General features: G+C 70.0%; 21 protein-coding genes and 7 tRNA genes. 10 read left to right on the forward strand and 18 right to left on the reverse strand.

Features of this window, described 5'->3' with window-relative positions:
- Positions 1-73 precede the first annotated feature (73 nt).
- A tRNA-Val gene (locus OG219_RS09405) sits at positions 74-145 on the reverse strand.
- Positions 146-198: 53 nt separating this feature from the next.
- Complete coding sequence (locus OG219_RS09410; RefSeq protein ID WP_266824833.1) at positions 199-645, reverse strand: SRPBCC family protein; 447 nt, start codon at positions 643-645, stop codon at positions 199-201.
- Between the two features lie 87 nt (positions 646-732).
- Between OG219_RS09410 and OG219_RS09415 the strand changes: the two genes are divergently transcribed.
- A complete protein-coding gene (locus OG219_RS09415) occupies positions 733-3,141 on the forward strand; it encodes an SCO7613 C-terminal domain-containing membrane protein (RefSeq protein WP_266824835.1) in 2,409 nt (802 codons plus the stop codon).
- 7 nt (positions 3,142-3,148) lie between these two features.
- Here OG219_RS09415 and OG219_RS09420 read toward each other — a convergent pair whose 3' ends face one another.
- The 7 genes from OG219_RS09420 to OG219_RS09450 form a co-directional block, all read right to left on the reverse strand.
- Positions 3,149-5,884 (reverse strand): Tat pathway signal sequence domain protein, encoded by a 2,736-nt coding sequence (locus tag OG219_RS09420; protein WP_266824837.1) that lies wholly within the window; start codon positions 5,882-5,884, stop codon positions 3,149-3,151.
- A gap of 79 nt (positions 5,885-5,963) precedes the next feature.
- Complete coding sequence (locus OG219_RS09425) at positions 5,964-6,569, reverse strand: hypothetical protein (RefSeq protein ID WP_266824839.1); 606 nt, start codon at positions 6,567-6,569, stop codon at positions 5,964-5,966.
- A 1-nt stretch (position 6,570) separates the two neighbouring features.
- Positions 6,571-7,443 carry a carbohydrate ABC transporter permease gene (locus OG219_RS09430; RefSeq protein WP_266824841.1) on the reverse strand — a complete coding sequence of 291 codons (873 nt, stop codon included), beginning with the start codon at positions 7,441-7,443 and terminating at the stop codon, positions 6,571-6,573.
- Positions 7,440-8,396 (reverse strand): carbohydrate ABC transporter permease, encoded by a 957-nt coding sequence (locus tag OG219_RS09435; protein ID WP_266824843.1) that lies wholly within the window; start codon positions 8,394-8,396, stop codon positions 7,440-7,442. Before OG219_RS09435 ends, OG219_RS09430 begins: the two co-directional genes overlap by 4 nt.
- A gap of 11 nt (positions 8,397-8,407) precedes the next feature.
- The gene (locus tag OG219_RS09440; RefSeq protein WP_266824845.1) at positions 8,408-9,694 is read right to left on the reverse strand and encodes an ABC transporter substrate-binding protein; all 1,287 of its coding nucleotides are present in this window, start codon (positions 9,692-9,694) and stop codon (positions 8,408-8,410) included.
- 703 nt (positions 9,695-10,397) lie between these two features.
- Positions 10,398-10,472, reverse strand: a tRNA-Val gene (locus tag OG219_RS09445).
- 81 nt (positions 10,473-10,553) lie between these two features.
- A complete protein-coding gene (locus OG219_RS09450) occupies positions 10,554-10,988 on the reverse strand; it encodes a TIGR02611 family protein (protein WP_266824847.1) in 435 nt (144 codons plus the stop codon).
- A 191-nt stretch (positions 10,989-11,179) separates the two neighbouring features.
- Here OG219_RS09450 and OG219_RS09455 point away from each other — a divergent pair, with 191 nt between their 5' ends.
- Together OG219_RS09455 and OG219_RS09460 are read left to right on the forward strand one after the other, a co-directional pair.
- Positions 11,180-11,593, forward strand: coding sequence for an SsgA family sporulation/cell division regulator (locus OG219_RS09455; RefSeq protein ID WP_003959770.1), 414 nt, complete (start codon positions 11,180-11,182; stop codon positions 11,591-11,593).
- Positions 11,594-11,854: 261 nt separating this feature from the next.
- Positions 11,855-12,415, forward strand: a complete 561-nt coding sequence (locus OG219_RS09460) for a CGNR zinc finger domain-containing protein (RefSeq protein ID WP_266824849.1) — start codon at positions 11,855-11,857, stop codon at positions 12,413-12,415.
- A 141-nt stretch (positions 12,416-12,556) separates the two neighbouring features.
- On the opposite strand, the gene OG219_RS09465 is transcribed toward OG219_RS09460, so the two are convergent.
- Both OG219_RS09465 and OG219_RS09470 read right to left on the reverse strand, forming a co-directional pair.
- Positions 12,557-12,709, reverse strand: a complete 153-nt coding sequence (locus tag OG219_RS09465) for a hypothetical protein (RefSeq protein ID WP_266824851.1) — start codon at positions 12,707-12,709, stop codon at positions 12,557-12,559.
- A gap of 156 nt (positions 12,710-12,865) precedes the next feature.
- Positions 12,866-13,309, reverse strand: a complete 444-nt coding sequence (locus OG219_RS09470) for a hypothetical protein (RefSeq protein ID WP_266824853.1) — start codon at positions 13,307-13,309, stop codon at positions 12,866-12,868.
- Positions 13,310-13,516: 207 nt separating this feature from the next.
- Between OG219_RS09470 and OG219_RS09475 the strand changes: the two genes are divergently transcribed.
- Positions 13,517-14,038 carry a DsbA family protein gene (locus tag OG219_RS09475; protein WP_266824855.1) on the forward strand — a complete coding sequence of 174 codons (522 nt, stop codon included), beginning with the start codon at positions 13,517-13,519 and terminating at the stop codon, positions 14,036-14,038.
- 40 nt (positions 14,039-14,078) lie between these two features.
- Here the strand turns inward: OG219_RS09475 and OG219_RS09480 are convergent, their stop codons facing one another.
- The 3 genes from OG219_RS09480 to OG219_RS09490 form a co-directional block, all read right to left on the reverse strand.
- The gene (locus OG219_RS09480; protein WP_266824857.1) at positions 14,079-14,903 is read right to left on the reverse strand and encodes a GNAT family N-acetyltransferase; all 825 of its coding nucleotides are present in this window, start codon (positions 14,901-14,903) and stop codon (positions 14,079-14,081) included.
- A gap of 53 nt (positions 14,904-14,956) precedes the next feature.
- Entirely contained in the window at positions 14,957-15,778 is an 822-nt protein-coding gene (locus OG219_RS09485) for an aminotransferase class IV (protein WP_266824859.1), read from the reverse strand.
- Between the two features lie 117 nt (positions 15,779-15,895).
- On the reverse strand, positions 15,896-16,933 hold the full coding sequence (locus OG219_RS09490) for a chorismate-binding protein (RefSeq protein ID WP_266824861.1): 1,038 nt from the start codon (positions 16,931-16,933) through the stop codon (positions 15,896-15,898).
- Positions 16,934-17,090: 157 nt separating this feature from the next.
- Here OG219_RS09490 and OG219_RS09495 point away from each other — a divergent pair.
- From OG219_RS09495 to OG219_RS09515, 5 genes are all read left to right on the forward strand, one after another.
- Positions 17,091-17,163 (forward strand) — tRNA-Gly (locus OG219_RS09495).
- Between the two features lie 39 nt (positions 17,164-17,202).
- Positions 17,203-17,276 (forward strand) — tRNA-Cys (locus OG219_RS09500).
- A gap of 1 nt (position 17,277) precedes the next feature.
- Positions 17,278-17,349 (forward strand) — tRNA-Val (locus OG219_RS09505).
- A 34-nt stretch (positions 17,350-17,383) separates the two neighbouring features.
- A tRNA-Val gene (locus tag OG219_RS09510) sits at positions 17,384-17,455 on the forward strand.
- A 40-nt stretch (positions 17,456-17,495) separates the two neighbouring features.
- A tRNA-Val gene (locus OG219_RS09515) sits at positions 17,496-17,570 on the forward strand.
- Positions 17,571-17,614: 44 nt separating this feature from the next.
- On the opposite strand, the gene OG219_RS09520 is transcribed toward OG219_RS09515, so the two are convergent.
- From OG219_RS09520 to OG219_RS09535, 4 genes are all read right to left on the reverse strand, one after another.
- Positions 17,615-17,911: a zf-TFIIB domain-containing protein gene (locus OG219_RS09520; RefSeq protein ID WP_266824863.1), complete on the reverse strand. Its 297-nt coding sequence runs from the start codon at positions 17,909-17,911 to the stop codon at positions 17,615-17,617.
- Between the two features lie 73 nt (positions 17,912-17,984).
- On the reverse strand, positions 17,985-18,920 hold the full coding sequence (locus OG219_RS09525; protein WP_266824865.1) for a phosphotransferase family protein: 936 nt from the start codon (positions 18,918-18,920) through the stop codon (positions 17,985-17,987).
- A 261-nt stretch (positions 18,921-19,181) separates the two neighbouring features.
- Positions 19,182-19,391 (reverse strand): hypothetical protein, encoded by a 210-nt coding sequence (locus tag OG219_RS09530; protein WP_266467415.1) that lies wholly within the window; start codon positions 19,389-19,391, stop codon positions 19,182-19,184.
- Between the two features lie 244 nt (positions 19,392-19,635).
- Positions 19,636-19,875 (reverse strand): hypothetical protein, encoded by a 240-nt coding sequence (locus OG219_RS09535; protein WP_266824867.1) that lies wholly within the window; start codon positions 19,873-19,875, stop codon positions 19,636-19,638.
- A 196-nt stretch (positions 19,876-20,071) separates the two neighbouring features.
- On the opposite strand from OG219_RS09535, the gene OG219_RS09540 reads away from it, so the two are divergent.
- Positions 20,072-21,340: a serine/threonine-protein kinase gene (locus OG219_RS09540; RefSeq protein WP_266836044.1), complete on the forward strand. Its 1,269-nt coding sequence runs from the start codon at positions 20,072-20,074 to the stop codon at positions 21,338-21,340.
- Positions 21,341-21,351 lie beyond the last annotated feature (11 nt).

Consider the following 21,351-nt stretch of genomic DNA (forward strand, 5'->3'; position numbering starts at 1 on the left):
CAGGGAAGGACCACGCACAGAGAGAAGAACACAGAAAAACCGGTCCGTCTGTGACGGACCGGCCTTCTCCGGGTGGGCGATACTGGGTTCGAACCAGTGACCTCTTCGGTGTGAACGAAGCGCTCTCCCACTGAGCTAATCGCCCGGGAACGCACCGAACAATACAGGTCTCGGCGGGTGTCGTTCAAACCGCTTCGTTCAGACCGCTTCCAGGTACGCCCTGAGTCCGCGTCGCCCCGCCCGCATCATCAGCGCGTGATTGGCGCGGAAGACGGGCCGCCCCGGCACCGCGAACCGCCGCAGCAGGGGCTTGTTCAGCACGGCCTCCTGGTCGTACTGGGCCCGGGTGCCCTGCCCGTCGGCGGTCAGCGTCCAGCGTGCCCAGCCGTCGATGTCGCCGGACATCGAGATCTCCAGGACGCCGCCCTCCGGATCGCGGCGCACCTCGCGCCCGGTGAAGGTCATGTCGTACGGCAGGGCCGAGCGGATCCGGATGACGCCGCTGTGCTCGTCGACGCGGGTCACCTCGCGCACCTGCGGCCACCAGCGCGGGTACTCCTCGGCCTGCTCGAGGACGACGTACACGTCGGCGGGCGGCGCGGGCAGGTCCCACACGCTGCGGAAACGGTAATGGCTCCAGTCCATGTACGGAGTGTGCCCGCCCGGGAGATGAGTACCGCCTGAGTACGCACACTCATGCCGGAGAACGTGACCGGGACCACACTCCTCTGCATGACCCACATCCCGCCACCGGCCGAGGAGTTGCGGTTCCTCGACAACGAGCTGCGGCAACTCGACGCACGCCGAGCCCAGTTGCTGGCCCGCCGCGCGTGGCTGCTCCACTCGCTGTACCCGGTACCCGCGCCCCGGCCCGCCGTACGCCGGCCCGAGACCACTGCTCCCAGCGTCCAGAACGTGCTCCTGATCCTCGGCGGCATCCTGCTGACCGTCGCCGCGATCGCGTTCACGCTGGTCAGCTGGGGTCACCTGGGGATCGCCGGACGGGCGCTCGTACTGGGCGCGGTGACAGTGGCCGCGCTCGGCGCGCCCGTCCCGCTGCTCGGGCGGAGCCTGCGCTCGACCGCCGAGTCGGTGGCGGGGCTGGGTCTCGCGCTGACGGTCCTTGACGCGTACGCGCTGTACGAGGTCGCGTTCCCGGACGCGGACGGCCTCGGGTACTCGGCCGTGGCGTCGGCGGTACTGGCCGCGGTGTGGACGGCGTACGGGCTCACGCTCGGCGCGCTGCGCCGGTCGCCCGGTGACCGGGCGCCCTCGATCAGCCCGTTGCGTCTGCCCCTGCCGCTCGCGACCGCGACGGCTCAACTCCCGCTGCTCCTCTGGGCGGGCGCGGCCGACGCGGGCGACCACACCATGACGGCCGCGCTACTGCTGACGGCAGCGTTCGACGCGGCCCTCGCCCTCCGGACGCCCGTGAAGTCCGTACGAATCGTCGCCACCATGGGCGCGTACGGCATGGGCGGCTTGGGCACCTTTGTCGCCGGCTGGCTGTCTCTGACGGCCTCCGGCACGAGCGCCGCCGCCCGTGCGGCGGCGCTCCTCCTCTTCGCCGCGGCGATCGCCCTGACAGCGGCATGGCAGTCCCCGAAGCCGCGCGCCGGCACCGGCTTCGCGCTGACCGGCGGCCTGATCGCGGTCGCCGCGGTCGGTGGCGTCCTGCGCCCGTCGCTGCCCGATGCCTGGACGGTTCCGGGCTATCTGGTGTGCGGAGTCGCTCTGTTGGCGGCGGCAGGCACCCGCCTCCCCGAGCCGGTGCGGCACGGTCTCGCCGTGGCCTCCGGCTGCGTACAGGCCCTCGCGGTGGTGTGGGCGCTGGCCCCGGTCACCGTCGCCCTGCTGGGCCCGGTCGACTGGGTCCGGAGCGCGTGGTCCGGTGCCCCGGCGAACGCCCGCGACGCGGTGACGACCGGCAATCCCTGGCCCCCGAACGCGGCCACGGCACCTCTCGTACTCGCCCTCGTCGCCGCCGTTCTCGTGGTGGCCGTCCGCGGCACGACCTGGCGCCCGCGCGCCCTGACCGGCGCGCTGACACTGACCTGGGCAACGGCAATCGTCCTCCCCGCGACCCTCGAACTCCCCTATGCGGCGGGCTTGTTGGTGCAAACAGTGGTGACAGCGGCTCTCGCGGCGTACGCGCTTCGGGCCCCGACCCCTGAGTCCCGCTTCGCCTCGCACCTCCCCCTCGCCGCCCTTGTCCTCTCCCTCCTCACTTCTCTCAGCCTCGCCTTGCTCGCTCTGGCCTCCGAGCCGGCGACTCTGAGCGTGCTGACCGCGCTGACCGCCCTGTTCGGGGCCGCCGCCCTGCGACCGCACCTCGGCCCGATCGCGGCACCGGCCGCCCTCGTCCACGGAACCGCCCTGACCTGCGCCGTCGGAGCTTCCCTCGGCTGGCAGCCGCAGCAGACCGCGCTGCTCGTCCTCGTCGTACCGGTCACCGCGGCACTGCTCGCGGCGCGCCTCGGCGCCTCCCCGACGACCATGTCCATCGAGGTGACCGGAGCCACCGCCGGGCTGCTCGCCGTCGGCCTCGCGGTCACCGATCCGCCGATGCTGGCCCTGGTCCTGGCCCTCTGCGGAGTGATCGCCGCGGGCACGGCCGTACGGGAGGACCGGCGCCCCGTCGGCTACGCGGCCGCTGCCCTGATCGTGCTGGCCACCTGGGTCCGCCTGGCGTCCTGGGACGTCGGCTCCCCGGAGGCGTACACCCTTCCGGTCACCGTCCCGGCACTCCTCGTCGGGGTCCTCAGGCGCCGCAAGGACACACAGGTCTCGTCGTGGACGGCGTACGGGCCGGGCATCTCCGTCACGCTCGTGCCGAGCCTCTTCGCGGCGTGGGGCGACGCGCACTGGCTGCGCCCGCTGCTGCTCGGCGCCGCGGCCCTCGCCGTCACTCTCGTGGGAGCCCGGCACCGCCTCCAGGCGCCACTGGTGATGGGCGGCACGGTGCTCACACTGGACGCGCTGCACGAACTCGCCCCGTACATCGCACAGGTGGCCGGCGCGCTCCCCCGCTGGGCGCCTCCCGCACTCGCCGGTCTGCTGCTGCTCGCACTGGGTGCGACGTACGAGCAGCGGATCCGGGACGCACGGCGGGTGCGGGAGGTGCTGGGGAGGATGAACTAGGCGGCCGTCACGAAGGCATCCTGTCGCCGAGAAGTGCCAGGTTCTCGATCGCCGCGAGGCCGTACAGCGCGGTGTCGTTCGTGTAGACCCAGTTGGCCTCGCTGCCAGGCACCAGCGTGACCGGGCCGGTCAGCTTCTCCGTGGTCCAGGGCGCCGACTCCTTGTAGCCGTCGGAGTTGTAGAACTTGTCCCACGCGCGCGTGGCGAGCTTCGCGTCACCGGTCTGGACGGCCGCGTAGGCGTCGAGACGTGAGTGGCCCTGGAACAGCAGCAGGGTGCCGAAGTTGGAGCCGTACCGGGCCACCTGTTCGGCCTTGGTCGCGTTGAAGTAGCGGCAGTAGTCGAGGTACGCGTCCTTGAACTTGGGCACGTCGACGAGGTCGATGAGTTCGGCGCACAGCTCGTTGAGCCCGAAGACCGCGGACAGGTGCGAGACGCCCACCACGGGCGCGGAGGCGATCGCGAACTTCCCCGTGTCGAGGTCGTACAGCCCGCTCCCCTGCACAAACCCGTTGGGCTGGGCGGCGATCGTCTCCATCGTCGACAGCACCCGCGCCTTGGCCTTCTCCCACTTGGGGCCCTTGCGCTCCCACTCCGTCAGCCACGCCGACACGAGCCCGCTCCAGTCCGTGCCGAAGCCGATCGACAGGGCGTGCCGGTCGGGTGTGTACGGCTCGGTGCGGATCTTGCGGATCGGGTCGAGGACGAGGAAGGTCTCGTCGGAGTCGACGTTGGCGTGCATGAGGTCGCCGACGCGCTCGTCGGCGGTGAGGAAGTAGTAGTAGCGCCGGTACGTGGTGTTGGCGATGCGCTGCTGTTTGGCGCTGTCGGCGTAGTGCTGTATGCCGTGCCGGGTGCCCAGGCCCGCCCATTGGCCCAGGTGGTAGACGTCGACCTCGCCGGTGTGCCGGGTCATCGCCTCGGCGAAGCGGAAGATGTCCGCGCGGCCGGAGCGCAGGTAGGCGAACCAGAGCCAGAGGTCGGGCGAGAGCTCGGAGTTGTCCCAGGCGTAGCCGCCGACGTCGTACCGCCACTGGTGTCTGACCGGGTCGTACGAGTGCATGACGTCGCCGTAGTCCCAGAAGCCGTACCAACGGCGCATCTCCACCTGGTCCTTGTAATAGGTGAAGAGGAAGTCGAGGTGGTCCTCGATCTTCGCCTTGGCGGTGGTGGAGCGGTCGGGTTCGGAGAAGAGACCGCCGAACACCTTGGCCTTGACGAGGTGCGCAGGCGGGGCGGCGAGTTGCGGCAACACCCGTACCGCCTCGACCTGTTCGGCGAGCGTCTCCGGCGAAGGCGTCGACTCATTGGCCCAGAAGAGGAGTTCGGAGGTGCGGGCGATGCCGTAGGGGGTGCCGAAGCCGGGCTCGTAGTCCTCGTAGGTGATGTTGAGGCCTTCGAGCTGTTCGGCGAAGGTGTCCTGGCCCATGCCGTCGTGGTAGAAGCGCAGGTCCATGGGCTGTGCCTCGGGCGACCAGAGCCAGAGGGTGACCTCGGCCTCGTCGGTGTGGGCGTCGCGGATGTCGAGCTGCGCCGGGTGCTTCTCCCAGAAGTCCCGCAGGCCGAAGGAGAATCCGCCGCTCGGCCCGCCGACGTATCCGAAACCGGAGGCCCGCTCGCCGCCGCCCGCGGGGATCCAGCCGTACCCCTTCTTCGTGCGCTTGCGCAGGCCGAAGCCGTCGGCGGAGAGCTGCGAGAGCGTGTAGTCGCCCCACTCGGGGATGTACTGGAGCCGGGTGGTGACCCGCTGGTCCCAGGTCGAGGGATCGGGCAGCTTCTCCCCCGCGAACTGCGCCGCCTGGACCGCCGCGCCCGGATCGCGCCGCAGCCCGGTGATGCCCTTCACCGCTTCCCGCAACAGACCGGTGCCGTCACCGCCGATGCGGATGTGCCGGTCGTACGAGGCGTCCCGCATCGGCACGGTGAAGCGGACACCGAGACCGCGGATGAAGTCGCCGCTCGCCTTGCCGGGCTCCTGCGTCCCGTCGAAGGTGACGGTGTGCACCATCCGGAACGACTCGGCGCCCGCGTAGAAGTACAGCCGGACCGAGAAGGGGAGCCAACTCCGGCTTCCCTTACGGTGCTTGCCGTCGATGCGGACGACGGCACGGACCGGACCCTCCTGCTCGACCTCGACCTCGGAGATGGCGCTCTCGAAGCGTTCGAACTTCTCCGCACCCTGATCCTCGTCCTCGATCTCGGGCTGCCGGATGAGCACGAGCCGGCCGTTCTTGGCGATCTCGGTGGACCCGCGGGTGACGGACTTGACGAGAGTGGAGCCGCTCTTGCCGATCTTCGCCGTGATGACCCCGGTCGATATGTCGATGGTGCCGCAGCTCTTGTCGACGGTGACCGACTTGTCGGGTGCGGCCGGCTCACCGGCGGCGAGGTTGAGCTTCCCCGATCCCGAACTGACCGCGTGGGCGGTCCACTTGAGGGAGCCGTCCGGCCAGTACGCGATCGGCCAGGACTGCACCGGGACGGCCTTGCCGTCGGCGTCCGTGAGCGCGAAGGTCTGGTCTTCCGCGTACGCACCCTTCGGCCAGGGCACGCCGACGGTGGAGCCGGGGGCGGCGCCGAGGCCGCCGTCCTCCAGCCAGTCCAGGGTGACGGGGTCCGCGTCGGCGGCCTCCGCTCTCGGCGCGGCCTGGGCGGTCGCGCTTCCTAGCGCCCAGCTGAACTGCGCGGCGGCTCCGGCGACGGCGGCCGCCTTGAGCAGGGACCTGCGGGGGATGGGAGACATGGCCTTTCCTTTCCGTGCGGGGAAGTCAGGGGCATGACAGATAGAGGTACGGCGCCCAGGGCGCCGACCTGCGAGGGACTCACCGGAGGCGGTGGCGCTCCTCGACGGCGACGGCCGCCGCCGCGACGGCCCCCAGGACGGGGACCGCCAGTGGTGCGACGAGCCAGGCGGAACAGGCCACCACGGCCAGTCCGCCGACGAGCAGGAACGACCCGGCCGGGTCGAGGACCGTGCGGCGCCCGGCGTCCGCGAGCAGCACGCGCCAGGACGCCCCGGGCTCCCAGACCGCCGCCGCGCGCAGCCCGGCGACGGCGAGCCCGATCAGCGCGAAGAGTCCGACGGCCCCGACCAGCGGGCCACCGGGGATCCCGGCGCGTACGGCCTGGACGTCCACCCAGACCGCGGCCGCCGCGGCCCAGCCGACGGCCCCGGCGATCCAGCCGCCCCGGACGGCCGTCCGGAAGTCGGCGGTGAACTCCCGCCAGCCACCGGCCTCATGGGTCGTACGCCGCCGCAGATGCCGCGCACCCGCGGCGAACGCGGCGGGGTAGGTGACCACCGGCAGCGAGGCCACCGCGATCCACACTCCGGTGAGCAGACACTCGGCGAAGACGGCGAACCGCTCGGCGAACGCGGATTCGCGCGGTGCCTTGCGCGCCTTCGCACGCGGCTGGCTGGTGCCCATCTCAGCCCTTCAGTCCCGAGGTCGCCATGCCGTCGATGAGGTACCGCTGGAAGGCGAGGAAGAACAGCAGCACGGGCAGCAGCGCGACCAGCGACATCGCGATCATGCCGCCGTAGTTGGCGACGCCCTCCTGGTCGCGGAACATCATCATGCCCAGCGAGACGGTGTACTTGCTGGGTTCGTTGAGGTAGATCAGCGGGCCCATGAAGTCGTTCCAGGCGTTGATGAACGTGAAGATCGCGCTGGTGATGAGCGCGGGCCGGCACAGCGGCAGCACGATCGACCAGTAGATCCGCAGATGCCCGCACCCGTCGAGCCGGGCCGCCTCGTCCAGCTCGCGCGGCAGGTTCCGCATGAACTGCACCATCAGGAAGACGAAGAACGCCTCGGTGGCCAGGTACTTGCCGATCAGCAGCGGCACATAGGTGTTGATCAGCTCCATCTTCTGGAACATCACGTACTGCGGAATGAGCAGCACGTGGTACGGCAGCAGGAGCGTGCCGATCATGACCGAGAACATCAGGTTGCGCCCCGCGAACCTGATCTTGGCGAAGGCGTACGCCGTCAGCGAGCAGGAGATGACGATGCCGACGACGGAACCGAGCGCGTAGAAGAGGGAGTTCTGGAAGAAGGTGGCTATCGAGATGTCCGCGATGCCGTCGGCAAGGCCCTTGAAGTTCCCGAGGATGGGGCTGGTCGGGAACAGGTCGAGGCTGCCGATGATCTCGCGGCTGGGCTTGAACGAGGCGCCGAGGACCCAGATGACGGGGTAGAGGACGACGGCGAGGACGGCCAGAGCGCCGAGGTGCCAGGCGAGCGAGCCGGAGCGCTTGCGGCCGCCGAGTTCCACGGGCTTGCGCAGGGTGGTGCTCATCGGGCGTCCTCCTCGTAGTGCACCCAACGTTTCTGCGACCAGAAGAGGACGGCCGTCACCAGCGCCACGGCGAGCAGCAGCATCCAGGCCATGGCGGACGCGAAGCCCATCTGGGACTCCTTGAAGCCCTTCTGGTACAGGTAGCAGGTGTAGACGAGCGTGGCGTCGGCCGGTCCGCAGGTGGCGTTGGAGACGACGTACGCCGAACCGAAGATCTGGAAGGAGTGGATGGTCTCCAGGAGCACGTTGAAGAAGAGCACCGGCGAAATCATCGGCAGCGTGATGTTCCAGAACCGCCGCAGCGGCCCGGCGCCGTCCACCTCGGCAGCCTCGTACAGCTCCCTCGGCACCTGCTTGAGCCCTGCCAGAAAGATCACCATGGGCGCGCCGAACTGCCACACGGTGAGCGCGACCAGGCTGTAGAGCACCCAGTCCGGGTCGCCGACCCAGCCGCCCGTGTGGAAGCCGAAGAACGACTGCGTACGGTCCACGATGGCGTCGTCCGAGAAGAGGGCGCGCCACACGAAGCCGACGGAGACGCTCGCTCCGATCAGTGACGGGGCGTAGAAGGCGGCCCGGTAGAAGGCCTGCCCGCGCCTGCTCTGCGCGAGCAGCAGGGCGACGCCCAGCGCAAGGAGCAGCTTCAGCGGCGTGCCGATGACGACGTACTTCGCCGTCACCTCGACCGACTTCTGCCACCGGGGATCCTCGAACATCTTGGTGAAGTTGTCGAAGCCGATCCACTGCGGTGAATTGAAGAGGTTGTAATCGGTGAACGCGAAGTAGAACGAGGCGGCCATCGGCCCCGCGGTCAGCAGCAGGAAGCCCGCGATCCAGGGCGACATGAAGAGATAGCCGGCGAGATTCTCCCGGCGCCCCCGCCGCTTTCGGTCGGCGGGGGCCGCGGGGCGTATCTCCGGGGCGTCGGGCGGAGAGTCCTTGACGAGCGTCACTGCGGTTCCCATCAGGCGGCGAGGGCGGTCTTCGCCTCGGAGAAGAACTGCTTCACCGCGTCGGCGACCTTGGTCGTGCCCTGCGACATGTCACCGGCGATACGCAGGAAGGCCGTCTCCGCGGTGTCCGCACCGGCCGGGTGCGGGGTGATGGTGCCGAGGACTCCGGCCGCGGCGACATCCTGCTCGTACTGCGCGATCGCCTTGCTGGGGGCGTCGGCCGGTGTGAACGCCTCGAACTGCTCGGTGGTGGCGAGGATGCCGCGGTCGTAACCCATGATCTTGCCGACCTCGGGGTCGTGGACCATGAAATTGATGAACTGGGCGACTTCCTTGGGGTGCTGGGTGCGCGCGGAGGCACTCAGCATGAGCGAGGCGAGGTACTGGCCGGTCTGCTTGCCGTCGGTCGTGGGAATCGGCGCGAGACCGTACGTGCTGTCGCCCTCCGCGGTGTAACGCACCGTGAAGTTGTCCCAGGTGAACTCGGAGGCGCCGTGCGCGGCCGAGAGCGAGGACTTCGGCTTGTCCTGCTCGACCCTCTTCGGGTCGGTGATGATCCCGGCCTTGACCCGGTTGTACGCGTCCGTCCACCACTCCGTCAGATCGGCCTCGTCGAAGCCGAGTCCGTCCTCGGTGAAGAAGGCCTTCCCGTTCTGCCGGAGGTAGAGGTCGTAGAGATACATGATCCCGAAGTAGCCGGTGTCACCCGCCACCTTCTGCGTGTCATGGATCTTCTTGAGGGCGGCGAAATACTCGTCCCACGTCCAGCCCTGTTCGGCCTTGATGCCGGCCTTCTCAAATACCTTCTCGTCGATGACAAGTGACATGGTGTTGGATCCGACGGGTACCCCGAGAATCTTTCCGTCGACCTCACCGACCTTTTCGACGCCGGCGCGGAAGTTCTCCAGGCTCAAATTGCCCGCTTCCACTTGGGGCTTGAGGTCGAGCAGCACGCTTCTCTTGTCGTACTTCCGCAGAAATCCCACGGCGTTCTGGAATACGTCCGGCGGATTTCCACCCGCGGCCTGGGTCTGGAACTTCTCCCAAAAGGCCACGTAGTCCTGGAAGTCCGTCTTCACCTTGATCTTCGGGTACTTCTTCTCGAAGAGCGCGATGGACTGGTTGATCCGCTTCGCCCGCTCGTCGGCACCCCACCAGGCATAGCGGATCGTGACCGTCCCGTCCCCGGAACCACTCCCCCCACCGCACCCCGTCGCCGCCGCCAGTCCCAGCGTGGCCAGCGAAGCTCCGGCCGCCTTGAGGACCGTACGCCTCTCAACACTCCCGTTGTTTCCCACAGTCGAGCCTCCCCGCGACGTCGTTGCCGCCTGCCGCATGAATCGTTTCAAGTAAGCGCTTGCTGGCACAAGGTACGGAGGGCTTTCGGGCGCGTCAATGATTCGGACAGGAATTGATGTGAGGCGGTCCGCCCGCGCGGCGGCGCGAACCAGAGGCCGGCTGCGACCGACGCCTTCGAGTGTGCAGGTCGGGCGGGTGGGGCCGACCCGCCGAACGGGATTCGAGGGATCGGGCGAGTTGCCGGTGGGGCTGAAAACAGACGGGGGTTGGGAGTCGGTCGGAAGGGCCGGCGGAACGGAGCGTGAGGGTGGTGGGGGGTGAGTTGCTTGGTGCGGCAGGGGCCGGGCCCGGCTGGGCCCGGGGGCGGTTCGGCCGCGGCGGGTTGACCGGGGAGGACCACGCGATTCGGGGGTCGGTGTGGGCTGATCAGAGGCCGGTACGACCGTGGAGTGGCACGCGGTGTCGGGCAACTGCCGGCCGACGTGCGGGACGGCCGGCTACAGCCCTCGGCACCCCCGCGGCTACCGAGACCAGGGGCGGCAAGGCGCACCCCTTCACATATCGCGGCCGACGCCGATCCCGGGGCTCCCTCCCCGCCACCGCCCCTCGCGCCGACAGGCGACACCACGGCCGCTCAGCCGGGCAGAAACGACGAAGGCGACCCGGTCCACGTCTTCCGTGGAGCTGGGCCGCCTAACGCGGTGGTGGGCGATACTGGGATCGAACCAGTGACCTCTTCGGTGTGAACGAAGCGCTCTCCCGCTGAGCTAATCGCCCGGGCGCAGGGAGAACATTACCCCATGTCAGGGGGTGGCTCCGACCTGCCGAGGCGCCATCACAGGCCCCGGGAGAACACCGTCACTCCTTGATGTTCCAGGGCATCTCGAAGCCGAACTTCCAGACGTAGACGGCACCGAGGCCCACGATGATCACAAGCCCGATCGTCGTGAGGATGATGTTGCGTCGCCGCACCTCGGGGTCGAGAGCGCGCTGCGTCGCCTCGGTGACCTTGCGCTTCGTCCAGCGGAGCACGAGCTGCGCCCAGACGAACTCGGTCGCCCAGATCGCCATGCCGCCGAAGATCACCAGCCAGCCGGGCCCCGGCAGCGGAAGCATGACCACGCCCGCGCCGACCACCGCGAGACCCACGATGAAAACGCCCACCTGCCAGGGCAGGTGCAGCGCGCGACGTGCCTTGATGAAATGCGGCGCCCGCGAACCGAGCGCTCGCTCAGCCTTCGTTCCGTCATCAGCCGTGGCGATCTCGCCCGGCTCGTCACTCCCCGTATTCATACGGCCAAACCCTACCCGAGAGAAACCAGTCACCGGAATGGTCCTATCCGGCGAACGAGCTCTCGGCCGGATGAGTTACGTAAAGGCACGCAAAACACTCAGAGGGGTTTACAACGGCACCGTAGGTGGCATGTCGATTTCGCCGACGTGCGAATCCCCGAGCGCACACTGAGCGAAAGGCCCTGGCGCTTATGAACACCACGGTCAGCTGCGAGCTGCACCTGCGCCTCGTTGTGTCGAGCGAGTCCTCACTGCCTGTTCCCGCAGGACTGCGGTATGACACGGCCGATCCCTACGCCGTGCACGCCACCTTCCACACCGGAGCCGAGGAAACCGTCGAGTGGGTGTTCGCCCGCGACCTCCTGGCTGAGGGCCTGCACCGGCCCACCGGTACCGGCGACGTCCGAGTCTGGCCGTCCCGGAGCCACGGCCAGGGCGTCGTATGCATCGCCCTGAGCTCCCCGGAGGGCGAAGCCCTGCTCGAGGCCCCAGCGCGGGCCCTGGAGTCGTTCCTGAAGCGAACGGACGCCGCCGTGCCCCCAGGCACGGAACACCGGCACTTCGATCTCGACACGGAGCTCTCACACATCCTGGCCGAGAGCTGACGAGACACCTGAGAGCCGCCCGGCGCCGTCCACTCGGGGAGACGGCTCGGGCTCAGACAACCGCATAGGGCGTACACCGGCGCCGTCGCCGCGGGCTTCCGCGGGGGCGGCGCCGGTGCGCGCCCGGGTGCCGCCATGGCTGCCCAGGCCGCCTGTGGCCTCGCCCCGGCAGGCAGGCCCCGCTCCCCCGCGCCGCGAAGCCACTACCATCGGCCAGCATCGGGCGGGCGCCCGCCCGACCCCCAGGCCAGGGAGCTGAACGTGCTGATCACCCACGACACCCGGTGTGCCCTCGACGCCGTGGTGGATCTGGTGAACACCGCGCCGGAGGACCACACGACGGACGACGGGCTCGCGGATGTCGCCTCCCTCGCCGATTTCGTACGAAAGCACGAGATCAGCGATGTCGGTGTGCTGTCCGAGTACGATCTCGCGGCCGTGCACAAGGTTCGCGGCAAGTTCGCCGGGATCTTCGCCGCCGGCGATCCGCGGGTCGCCGCCGCTCTGATCAACGAGTTGGTCGCCACCGCGGGCACCACGCCCCGGCTCACCGATCACGACGGCTACGACTGGCACGTGCACTACTTCGCGCCGGGCGCCTCGGTCGCCGACCACCTCGCCGCCGACTGCGGGATGGCGCTGGCCTTTTTCGTGGTGGCCGGGGAGCAGGAGAGGCTCCGCCGCTGCGAGGCCCCCGACTGCCGGCGCGCCTTCGTCGACCTGTCCCGCAACCGGTCCCGCCGCTACTGCGACAGCCGCACCTGCGGAAACCGCCTCCACGTGGCCGCGTACCGCGCACGCCGCAAGGAAGCGGCGGGCTGACGGACGTAGCAGCCCTCCACGCATCGCGAGAGTCGTCGGCGTCGTCGGCGGGGACACGCGGGCGTGGCCCTTCGGCCCGGCGCAGGGGGCGGCGGATTGACGGAGCCCTCAGCGGGTGGCGCCAGGGGCTCCGTGTACGGCTCAGAGCAGCAGCAGGTCGTGCAGCGAAGCCATGAGCAGGAGACAGCCGATCACCGCTAGGAAGATCATCAGCGGTGGCTGGGAGAGCGCGAAGAGACAACCACGCCGCTCCTGAGGCGGGGCGGCGGTGTCGCTCTGTGTTGTGTCCAGCATCTCGCGGGCGATGATGACGCAGCGGACACCTCTTCGGCGATCAACACGCCCGGAAAATACGGGAGTTCGCCGGATCCCGTGACGACGACGCTCGAACGTGACCGGTTACGCGCGCTCCGTGAGGTCTCTGTGTCGTTTCAGTCGGTCATATCCCGGTCATATGCCGTGCTTCTTCAGGATGGCCTCGATGTCGCTGAAGTCGTCCCCGGAGCCGGTGGCACGAGGTGCCGCCGCCGGCCGGGCGGCAGGGCGGACGGCCGGGCCCAGTGAGGGCGCCGACGCCGCGGGGGCCACCGCCTCACTCTGTGCGGCCCGTGCCGCCTTGCGTTCCTTGCGGGTCCCGCCGCCGCGCCGCTCCACGGCCCTCGTGGTCATGAACAGCAGCCAGGCACCGCCGAGCACGACGAAGCCCGCCCACGCGGTCGGACTGAACGCGGTGTCGGCCAGCCAGCCGACGACCCCGGTCATCACCAGGCCCACCGGCACGAGTGAGTAGGCGGCGATGCGCGCGGCCGCGAGGAAGCGCTTGCGGTAGGCCGTGACGGCGGCAATGCCCAGGCCTGCCGCGGATACGGCGGAACAGACGGTCTCGGCAATCATCCGGTCCTCCAGGCAGGGCTTGGTCGGGCAGGGTCGGTTCGTCCCTTCCATCCTGCACCGCCCGACGCCCGGTATGCCATGCCCTGGGCGGACCTCAGGGACAAATCGGGGTCGGCGTCCTCCCCAGGTCCCGGTCGGCCCGCGGAGACGGCGTACACCCTCGGTCCCGGTTGGGTCGCCCGCGCCTGGGCTGGGAGACTGGTGTCCATGAACGACTCCTCATCCGCACGTCCGGCTGCCGTCCTGGACGTCTGGTGCGCACTTCAGTGCCCCGACTGCCTCAGCGCCCTCGACGACCTGCGCGCGCTGCGCGCCCGCTACGGCGACCGTCTGGAGGTGCGGCTGCGGCATTTCCCGCTGGAGAAGCACAAGCACGCCTTCGCCGCGGCGCAGGCCGCGGAGGAGGCGGCGGAGCAGGGGCAGGCATGGCCCTACATCGAGGCGGTGCTCGGCCGCGTCGAGGAACTGGACCGTCGGGGAGAGCCCGTCCTGATCGAGGTCGCCAGTGAACTCGGTCTGGACGCCGAGGAGTTCGACACGGCCCTGATCGACGGCCGGCACATCCTGATCGTCGACGCCGACCAGGCCGAGGGCAAGGCCATCGGCGTGACCGGCATCCCGACGTACGTCATCGGCGGTGAACTCCTCGACGGCGGCAAGAGCCAGGAAGGCCTGCGCGAGCGCATCGAGGAGATCGCGGACCGGCTGCTGGCCGGGCAGGAGGCCTGACTCCCGCAGCGGGCCTCGTACTGCCGTTCACCGCCGCGTACTACAGCAGGCTCTTGTAGAGGTAGTACATCGTCGCCTCGTAGCCGAGCGACTCGTACAGCCGCTCGGCCGGCGTGTTGCCCGCGAAGACGTTGAGGGCGATGCGGCTCCTCCCGGCGGCCACCGCCTGGGCCTCGGCAAGGAGCATGAGCGTACGGCCATGCCCTTTGCCACGATGCGCCGCGTGAGCCTCGACGTTGTAGACGAAGGCGCTTCCGTCGCGCTCTCCCAGCCAAAGATCCCCGACTCGGCTGCCTTCGTGTTCCAGGACGCTGAGGAGCACGTTCTCGGTGGCGAGCCCTTGTGGCAGCAAATGATCGTGGTCCCGCTGCGACTTGGCGTACGCCTCCGCCTCTGGCACTCCACGGCTGATCCACGACTGCGCGTAGCCCTCCCTGCTCTCCCGGTCCCAGGCCTGGTACTCGGCCTGCGTCATGGGGCGGCCACGGCTCCCTGCGGGCAGTTCGGGCGGGGTCTCACCGAGTACCTTCTCCATGCTGCGGTTGCGGGTGACGTACCCGAGCGCCTTGGTGAGCCGGAGCCCGGCCTCGGCGTCCGCGGGAACCGCCGTCTCGATCCGCTCACAGCCCCAGCCGCGCGCCACCTCCTCGGCGGCGAGCGCGGCCACTGTGCCTCGGCCCCGCCGCCGGTCCGGCTCCTCGATGCGCAGCCGGCTGATCTGGGCGACGGACGGCCCGAAGACGGGATGCGTCGCGAGGTGTATCTCGCCCACCGGACGGCTGTTCACACACACTTGGTAGCGGCGCGAACGCGTCCCGTCGTCGGCGTGCTGGATCGGCTCGGTCGGCCGCAGGGTGGTGGTCATCAAAGGTGTTCTACCCGCTGCGGAGTCCCAGGTCAGCCGAATTAATTCCGCTTTTACGGATCGAGGTCGTTCCCGGCCCGCTCGTCGAAGACCCGCATCGCCTTGGCGGTCACCGGGCCCGGCGCGCCCGGGAGTTCGCGGGAGTCGACCCGATGGACGGCTTGCACATCCCGCAGCGTGGAGGTCAGGAAGACCTCCTCAGCGGTCTCCAGGACGTCCAGCGGCAGGTCGGTCTCCTTGGCGCCGGTCCACTCGACGGCGAGCGCGCGGGTGATGCCGGCGAGGCAGCCGGAGGCGACCGGCGGGGTGTGGATCTCACCGTCTAGGACGACGAAGACGTTGGACCCCGTGCCCTCGCACAGCCGGCCCACCGTGTTGGCGAACAGCGCCTCGGACGCGCCGTGTTCGCGCGCGCGGGCCAGGGCGACGACGTTCTCGGCGTACGAGGTGGTCTTGAGGCCCGTCAGGGCGCCGCGCTCGTTGCGGGTCCAGGGGACGGTGATCACGGCGGTGGTGTCGGGACGCCGACCGGACGCACCGAGGGCGACGACCAGGGTCGGGCCGTGTTCACCGCGGTCGGAGCCGAGCGGGCCGTGGCCGCCGGTGTACGTGATCCGCAGCCGGCCGAGCGGCATCGGGTTGGCTTCCAGGACGGCGGCGCCGGCGCGGCGCACCTCGTCGAGGTCGGGCTCGGGCAGCCCGAGACCGCGCGCCGAGCGGGCCAGCCGGTCGAGGTGGCGGGTCAGCGCGAACGGCTTCCCGTCGACCGCCTTCACGGTCTCGAAGATGCCGTCGCCCACGGTCAGTCCGTGATCGAAGACGGAGACGCGGGCGGCCTCGATGTCCTGCAGCCCGCCGTCGAGCCAGAGCTTCACTGAATTTCACCTCGCGCGTAAGTGCCGGTCCGTCGTTCGACGTGATGGTCCGGCCGGGGGTCCGGCCCGCGGCGGAGCCGTTGTCGGATGCGGCGTCCCCAGGGTGGACGCTGCACGTCAGGGTCCCCCACCTGCCTCGTACACCCCTGACGCTACCGCGAGGAGCCTGGCGGCCTTCAGCTCGGTCTCCCGCCACTCCCCGTCGGGGTCGGAGCCCCAGGTGATGCCCGCGCCTGTGCCGAACCGCAGCAGCCCTTCCGCCCGGTCGATCCAGAAGGTGCGGATACCGACAGCGAGTTCCGCGGTGCGGTGGTCGGCGTCGACCCAGCCGATGCCTCCGCAGTACGGGCCGCGGGGTGCCGTCTCCAGGGCGTCGATGATGCGCAGGGCGCTGGACTTGGGGGCGCCGGTGACGGAGCCGGGCGGGAAGGCGGCGGAGAGCAGCTCGGGCCAGCCCGCGCCGTCGCGGAGTTCGCCGTGGACGGTGGAGACGAGGTGGACCAGGCCGGGATGCTTCTCGACGGCGCACAGGTCGGGGACGGTCACACTGCCGGTGGCACAGACCTTGCCGAGGTCGTTGCGGACCAGGTCCACGATCATCACGTTCTCGGCGTAGTCCTTGTCCAGGAGGTCGGCCTCGGTGCGCCCGGTGCCCTTGATCGGGCCCGATTCGACGGTCCGGCCGTCGCGGCGCAGGAAGAGTTCGGGGGACGCGGTGGCTATGTCGACGCCGTGGCCGGGGAGGCGGATCGTTCCGGCGTACGGTGCCGGGTTGCCGCGGGCGAGGAGGGCGGTGAGTGCGTCCACGTCGGCGCCGGGAGTGATGGGCGCGGACAGGACGCGGCAGAGGTTGGCCTGATAGACCTCACCGGCTGCTATGTGCGCGCGGATACGGCGGACGCCCTCGGTGTACGCGGCGCGGTCGAGCGACGACTTCCAGTCACCGACTGCGGGACCCCGCCACTGCCCGGGGACCGGTGCGGGCACGGGTTCCTTGCGTACATCCCGGAAGCGGGCGCAGACGAGACGTCCCTCGAAGTCTGCGGACACGGCCCAGAAACCGGTGGAGTCCAGGGCGGATGGGTCGCAGGTCACATCGAGGAGACCGGTCGCGACGAGTCCACCGAAGCGGGCGAGAGGAGGGAGGTCGAGCACGCAGTCGAGTCTAGGGCGGGTGACCTGCGGGTGCCCCGACCGTGTCCTTGGAGTGGACGTACCGCAGCACGCTGCACAAACGCGTTTTTGTGCTGGCCCCGGAATCCGCTAGAGTTCAACACGTCGCCGGGACGCGTGAGCCGAACGGAAACGACAAGCGGACGTAGCTCAGTTGGTAGAGCGCAACCTTGCCAAGGTTGAGGTCGCCAGTTCGAACCTGGTCGTCCGCTCGCAGGAAGTGGGGGATCTTCCCGAACCCCCGCACTCCTGGTGGAGTGGCCGAGAGGCGAGGCAACGGCCTGCAAAGCCGTCTACACGGGTTCAAATCCCGTCTCCACCTCCAAGGACGATTAGCTCAGCGGGAGAGCGCTTCCCTGACACGGAAGAGGTCACTGGTTCAATCCCAGTATCGTCCACTGGTCCGCAAGGACTCGGTCCGTAAGGATCCCCGCGCGATTAGCTCAGCGGGAGAGCGCTTCCCTGACACGGAAGAGGTCACTGGTTCAATCCCAGTATCGCGCACGCAGCACCAGCAGTAAGCGTGGCTCAGGCCGCGTGACCTGCGCGATTAGCTCAGCGGGAGAGCGCTTCCCTGACACGGAAGAGGTCACTGGTTCAATCCCAGTATCGCGCACCAGCCGAAGCCCCCGGCCGTCTCGTACGGTCGGGGGCTTCGTCGTCTCAGGACGAGAAGAGCATGCGGCCGAAGCTCTTCTGACGGTGGCCGCCGTAGTGACCGCCGTGGCCTCCGTGACCGCCGTGCTGCGGGGCACCCCAGGCGGGCGCGGGCGTGGCCGGATATCCCTGCGGGCCGGCCGGGGGCGGCGGCGCGGGCTGCGACCACTGGCCCTCCATGCGGGTCAGTGATTCCAGCTCGCCGTAGTCGAGAAATATCCCGCGGCAGCCGCTGCACTGCTCGATCTGGACGCCATTGCGGTTGTACGTGTGCATCGGCGCATGGCACTTCGGACACTGCATGCTCGGCTCAACTCCTCGCCGTCGGTACTGCTTCCGCCAGGACAGACTCTGCCCGGCTTCGGTCGGTTGCACCCTACTTGGCGAAATCGTGCGCCAACTCGGGCGGGGCGCCGCTCATTCGGTCGCAGGCGTCGATCACGGCCTGCTCCACCTCGTCCAACGGGCGGCCCGCCGCAGCGGACTTGGCGATCGCCAGGGCGCCGGTCTGCACGGTGAGGGCGCGGGCCGCGACGTCCAGGGCGGGCCAGGGGTCGCCGTGGGCGGGGACGGCCGGGCCGCCCGCGTGCCGGTAGGCGGTCAGGAAGCGGGTCCAGTCGTCGGGCGGGAGCAGGCCGCAGGCGTACCAGGCGGCCGGGCGGGCCAGGTCCCAGGCCGGGACGCCCACGCCCAGGTCGTCGACGTCGATGAGGAGCCAGCGGCCGGTCGTCGCGGGGTGGCGTACGAGCTGGCCGAGGTGGAGGTCGCCGTGGCAGAGGGTTGTCGTGTCCGGCATGGGGGCTTCCGCGCGCGCCCAGGCCGGGAGGGCGGCCCAGGCGCGCAGCACCGGGTCGGCGGCCGGGTGCGAGCCCGCCGCCCGGAGCCGGCCGATCGCACGAGCCGCCTTGGCAGGGCCTCTCATGGGCGGCAGCCCGTCCGGCGCGGGTGCCAGGTGCAGGCGGGCCAGCAGGGTCGCGGCGGCCTCCCAGGGGGCCGCCGCGGGATTCTCCGGGTCGACGGGGCTGCCGTACGGCCAGAAGGTCACGAGGCGGCCGTGGAGGTCGACGGGGTCCGGGCGCAGCGGGGCGAGGAGGGTACCGGTGAGGGCGGGGTGCGCGGCGACCGACAAGCGACGGGAGAGCTCCGCCGGGTCCGTACCGGGTCCGTGCGCCTTCGCGACGGTGTCGCCGTGCCGGACTACGGTGCCGTCCTTCCGGTCGGCGAGGACTGTGTCGGGGTGAGCGCAGGCACGCTCCGCGTGGGCCGCGCCCCGCACCTTGGCGGTCAGCGCGGTCAGCACATCTGCGGTCACGACTCCCCCTAGGTTCGGTTCCCGGTGAGCCTACGCAGCCATCAAACCGCTCTGACCGCCACCATCAATTGAGGAACCACAACGGCGAGCAATTTGGTCCGCGAGAGCGGCGCCGGTTTAGGCGCAAAAGACGGCACAAAAACGCCCGCGCAGCTCCCCAGCTGCGCGGGCATTTTTTGCCGTCCGCCGCACCCCCGTCCCCACGGGGTTTCATGGCCGGATGTCCCCGCCCGGACCGCTCTTCCGGGCCTGGGGCGCCGCTCAGCGCCCCAGCATCACGCCCACGGACGACGCTTGTGTGACCACTGCTTCCCAGCCGCCGAAGACGACTACGAGCAGGGCCGCCAGGGGGAGGACCATTGCTGTCGCCACCAATGGGTGGCGCTGACCCTGGCGGCGGGTGCCGAACGCCGCGGCGTATGCCTTGCGTCCTTGCGTGCGGATCGCCGTCCGCGGTGCCGTGTGGGCCATGGTCCCTCTCCTGACCGAGCTTCGGTTGTGGTTGGCAGCGGCGGGTGTCTGACCTCGGGGGACGAGTGCTGCACCCGCCGCTTGACCTCAAATCTAGGTGCGCGGCGCCGATGGGTCGTCATGCCCTCGTACCGATTGGCGGGCCTCCCGGAGGATGACCGATGACCTGCGGAGTACTCCCCTGGGTGGAGACGAGGTCCTAGGTCTCAGGGTCTTCCCGGAGGGGGTGCCCGGTCTTTCCCGGCTATCCCGACTGTTCCGAGCTGTCCTCCCTGGGTACCGGCTGCTCCACCAGCGCCAGGACCCGGGTCGCCATGAAGCGGGCGGTGCGGACCACTGATCCGCTTCGGGTGACTTCGCTCACTTCTACGACACCTCGGCGTACCGCCGTCTCCACCCTGCGGCCCGCCCTGCTGGCCACCACCTCGTACGTACGTGTCGTGTCCCCGGCGTCCACGACTATCTCCACTCGGTCACCCTTCACGGGTTCAATCCCCCTTCTGCGACGGATGGTTGGGATCACAGCCGGCCCAAAGCCGCACTGTTCACACGCTCCCTGACCACCTTTCAAGTTTCCCACCCGGCACTGACAATCGATCGGGCCGAGAGGGCGCGGCCTCTGCGCGCCACCGGCCGCGTAAACGTAAGCTGTGGCTCGTCAAACGGACCGGGCAGCGGGGATGGACATGGCGATGATGCGCCTGAGGCGCGAGGACCCGCGTGTCGTCGGCTCGTTCAGGCTTCACAGACGGCTCGGCGCGGGTGGTATGGGCGTGGTCTACCTGGGCTCCGACCGGCGTGGGCAGCGGGTCGCGCTGAAGGTGATCCGGCCGGATCTGGCGGAGGATCAGGAGTTCCGGTCGCGGTTCGCGCGCGAGGTCTCGGCGGCGCGGCGGATTCGCGGCGGGTGCACGGCGCGGCTTGTCGCGGCGGATCTGGAGGCGGACCGGCCGTGGTTCGCCACGCAGTACGTTCCCGGGCCCTCCCTGCACGACAAGGTCACTGAGGAAGGGCCGCTGACCGCCGCCGATGTGGCCGCCGTCGGTGCCGCCCTCTCCGAGGGGCTCGTCGCGGTGCACGAGGCCGGTGTCGTACACCGGGATCTCAAGCCCTCCAACATCCTGCTGTCCCCGAAGGGGCCGCGGATCATCGACTTCGGGATCGCCTGGGCGACGGGGGCGAGCACGCTCACGCATGTCGGTACGGCTGTCGGGTCGCCGGGTTTCCTCGCGCCCGAGCAGGTGCGCGGGGCCGCCGTCACTCCGGCCACCGACGTGTTCGCGCTGGGCGCCACCCTCGCGTACGCGGCGACCCAGGACTCCCCCTTCGGGCACGGCAGTTCCGAAGTGATGCTCTACCGGGTGGTGCACGAGGAAGCCCAACTGCACGGCGTTCCGGACGCGCTGGCACCCCTCGTGCGGGCTTGCCTCGCGAAGGACCCGGAGGAGCGGCCCAGCACGCTCCAACTGTCGCTGCGGCTCAAGGAGATCGCCGCCCGCGAGGCACAGGGGCTGGCCGAGGTCCGCCCGCCCGCGCCGCGCTCCGATCCCGACCGGCCGACGGGGCGGCTTGCCGAGCAGTACACGGAGCGGTACACCGAGCAGCGCACCCAGCGGCGTCCGCAGGGCACTCCCCCGCCGCGTACGGGCGGGACGAACGGCGGCGGCGCACGGTCGGGGGCGCGCCCCGCTCCCCCGCGGAACACCGGCCGCTCCGGCAGCAGGCCCGCGCCCCGCAGCGGCACGGGGCGGCCAGGGCCCCGGACCACCGGTACCGGCCGGCGGCCCGCCAACCCGCGGCTGCTGCGTCAGCGGCTCTTCGTGTTCGTCGTGGTGACGCTGCTGGTGGCGCTGGGGATCGCGGCGGCGCAGGGGTGTCAGGGGCCGGCGCGGAGTCTCGAGGACGACGGTGGCGTACGCCAGGCCGTACATCAGGAGCAGTCCTACTAGCCCCTTCGCGG

Source organism: Streptomyces sp. NBC_00038 (assembly GCF_026343635.1).
Lineage (GTDB): Bacteria > Actinomycetota > Actinomycetes > Streptomycetales > Streptomycetaceae > Streptomyces.

What these genes read in the sequence shown, in the direction of transcription:
- OG219_RS09480 (WP_266824857.1), bottom strand. Translation starts at nt 14,903, where the DNA reads ATGACCACCACCCTGCGGCCGACCGAGCCGATCCAGCACGCCGACGAC.
- OG219_RS09465 (WP_266824851.1), bottom strand. Translation starts at nt 12,709, where the DNA reads ATGCTGGACACAACACAGAGCGACACCGCCGCCCCGCCTCAGGAGCGG.
- OG219_RS09425 (WP_266824839.1), bottom strand. Translation starts at nt 6,569, where the DNA reads ATGGGCACCAGCCAGCCGCGTGCGAAGGCGCGCAAGGCACCGCGCGAA.
- OG219_RS09455 (WP_003959770.1), top strand. Translation starts at nt 11,180, where the DNA reads ATGAACACCACGGTCAGCTGCGAGCTGCACCTGCGCCTCGTTGTGTCG.
- OG219_RS09530 (WP_266467415.1), bottom strand. Translation starts at nt 19,391, where the DNA reads ATGGCCCACACGGCACCGCGGACGGCGATCCGCACGCAAGGACGCAAG.
- OG219_RS09420 (WP_266824837.1), bottom strand. Translation starts at nt 5,884, where the DNA reads ATGTCTCCCATCCCCCGCAGGTCCCTGCTCAAGGCGGCCGCCGTCGCC.
- OG219_RS09415 (WP_266824835.1), top strand. Translation starts at nt 733, where the DNA reads ATGACCCACATCCCGCCACCGGCCGAGGAGTTGCGGTTCCTCGACAAC.
- OG219_RS09470 (WP_266824853.1), bottom strand. Translation starts at nt 13,309, where the DNA reads ATGATTGCCGAGACCGTCTGTTCCGCCGTATCCGCGGCAGGCCTGGGC.
- OG219_RS09475 (WP_266824855.1), top strand. Translation starts at nt 13,517, where the DNA reads ATGAACGACTCCTCATCCGCACGTCCGGCTGCCGTCCTGGACGTCTGG.
- OG219_RS09450 (WP_266824847.1), bottom strand. Translation starts at nt 10,988, where the DNA reads ATGAATACGGGGAGTGACGAGCCGGGCGAGATCGCCACGGCTGATGAC.
- OG219_RS09540 (WP_266836044.1), top strand. Translation starts at nt 20,072, where the DNA reads ATGGACATGGCGATGATGCGCCTGAGGCGCGAGGACCCGCGTGTCGTC.
- OG219_RS09410 (WP_266824833.1), bottom strand. Translation starts at nt 645, where the DNA reads ATGGACTGGAGCCATTACCGTTTCCGCAGCGTGTGGGACCTGCCCGCG.
- OG219_RS09430 (WP_266824841.1), bottom strand. Translation starts at nt 7,443, where the DNA reads ATGAGCACCACCCTGCGCAAGCCCGTGGAACTCGGCGGCCGCAAGCGC.
- OG219_RS09520 (WP_266824863.1), bottom strand. Translation starts at nt 17,911, where the DNA reads ATGCAGTGTCCGAAGTGCCATGCGCCGATGCACACGTACAACCGCAAT.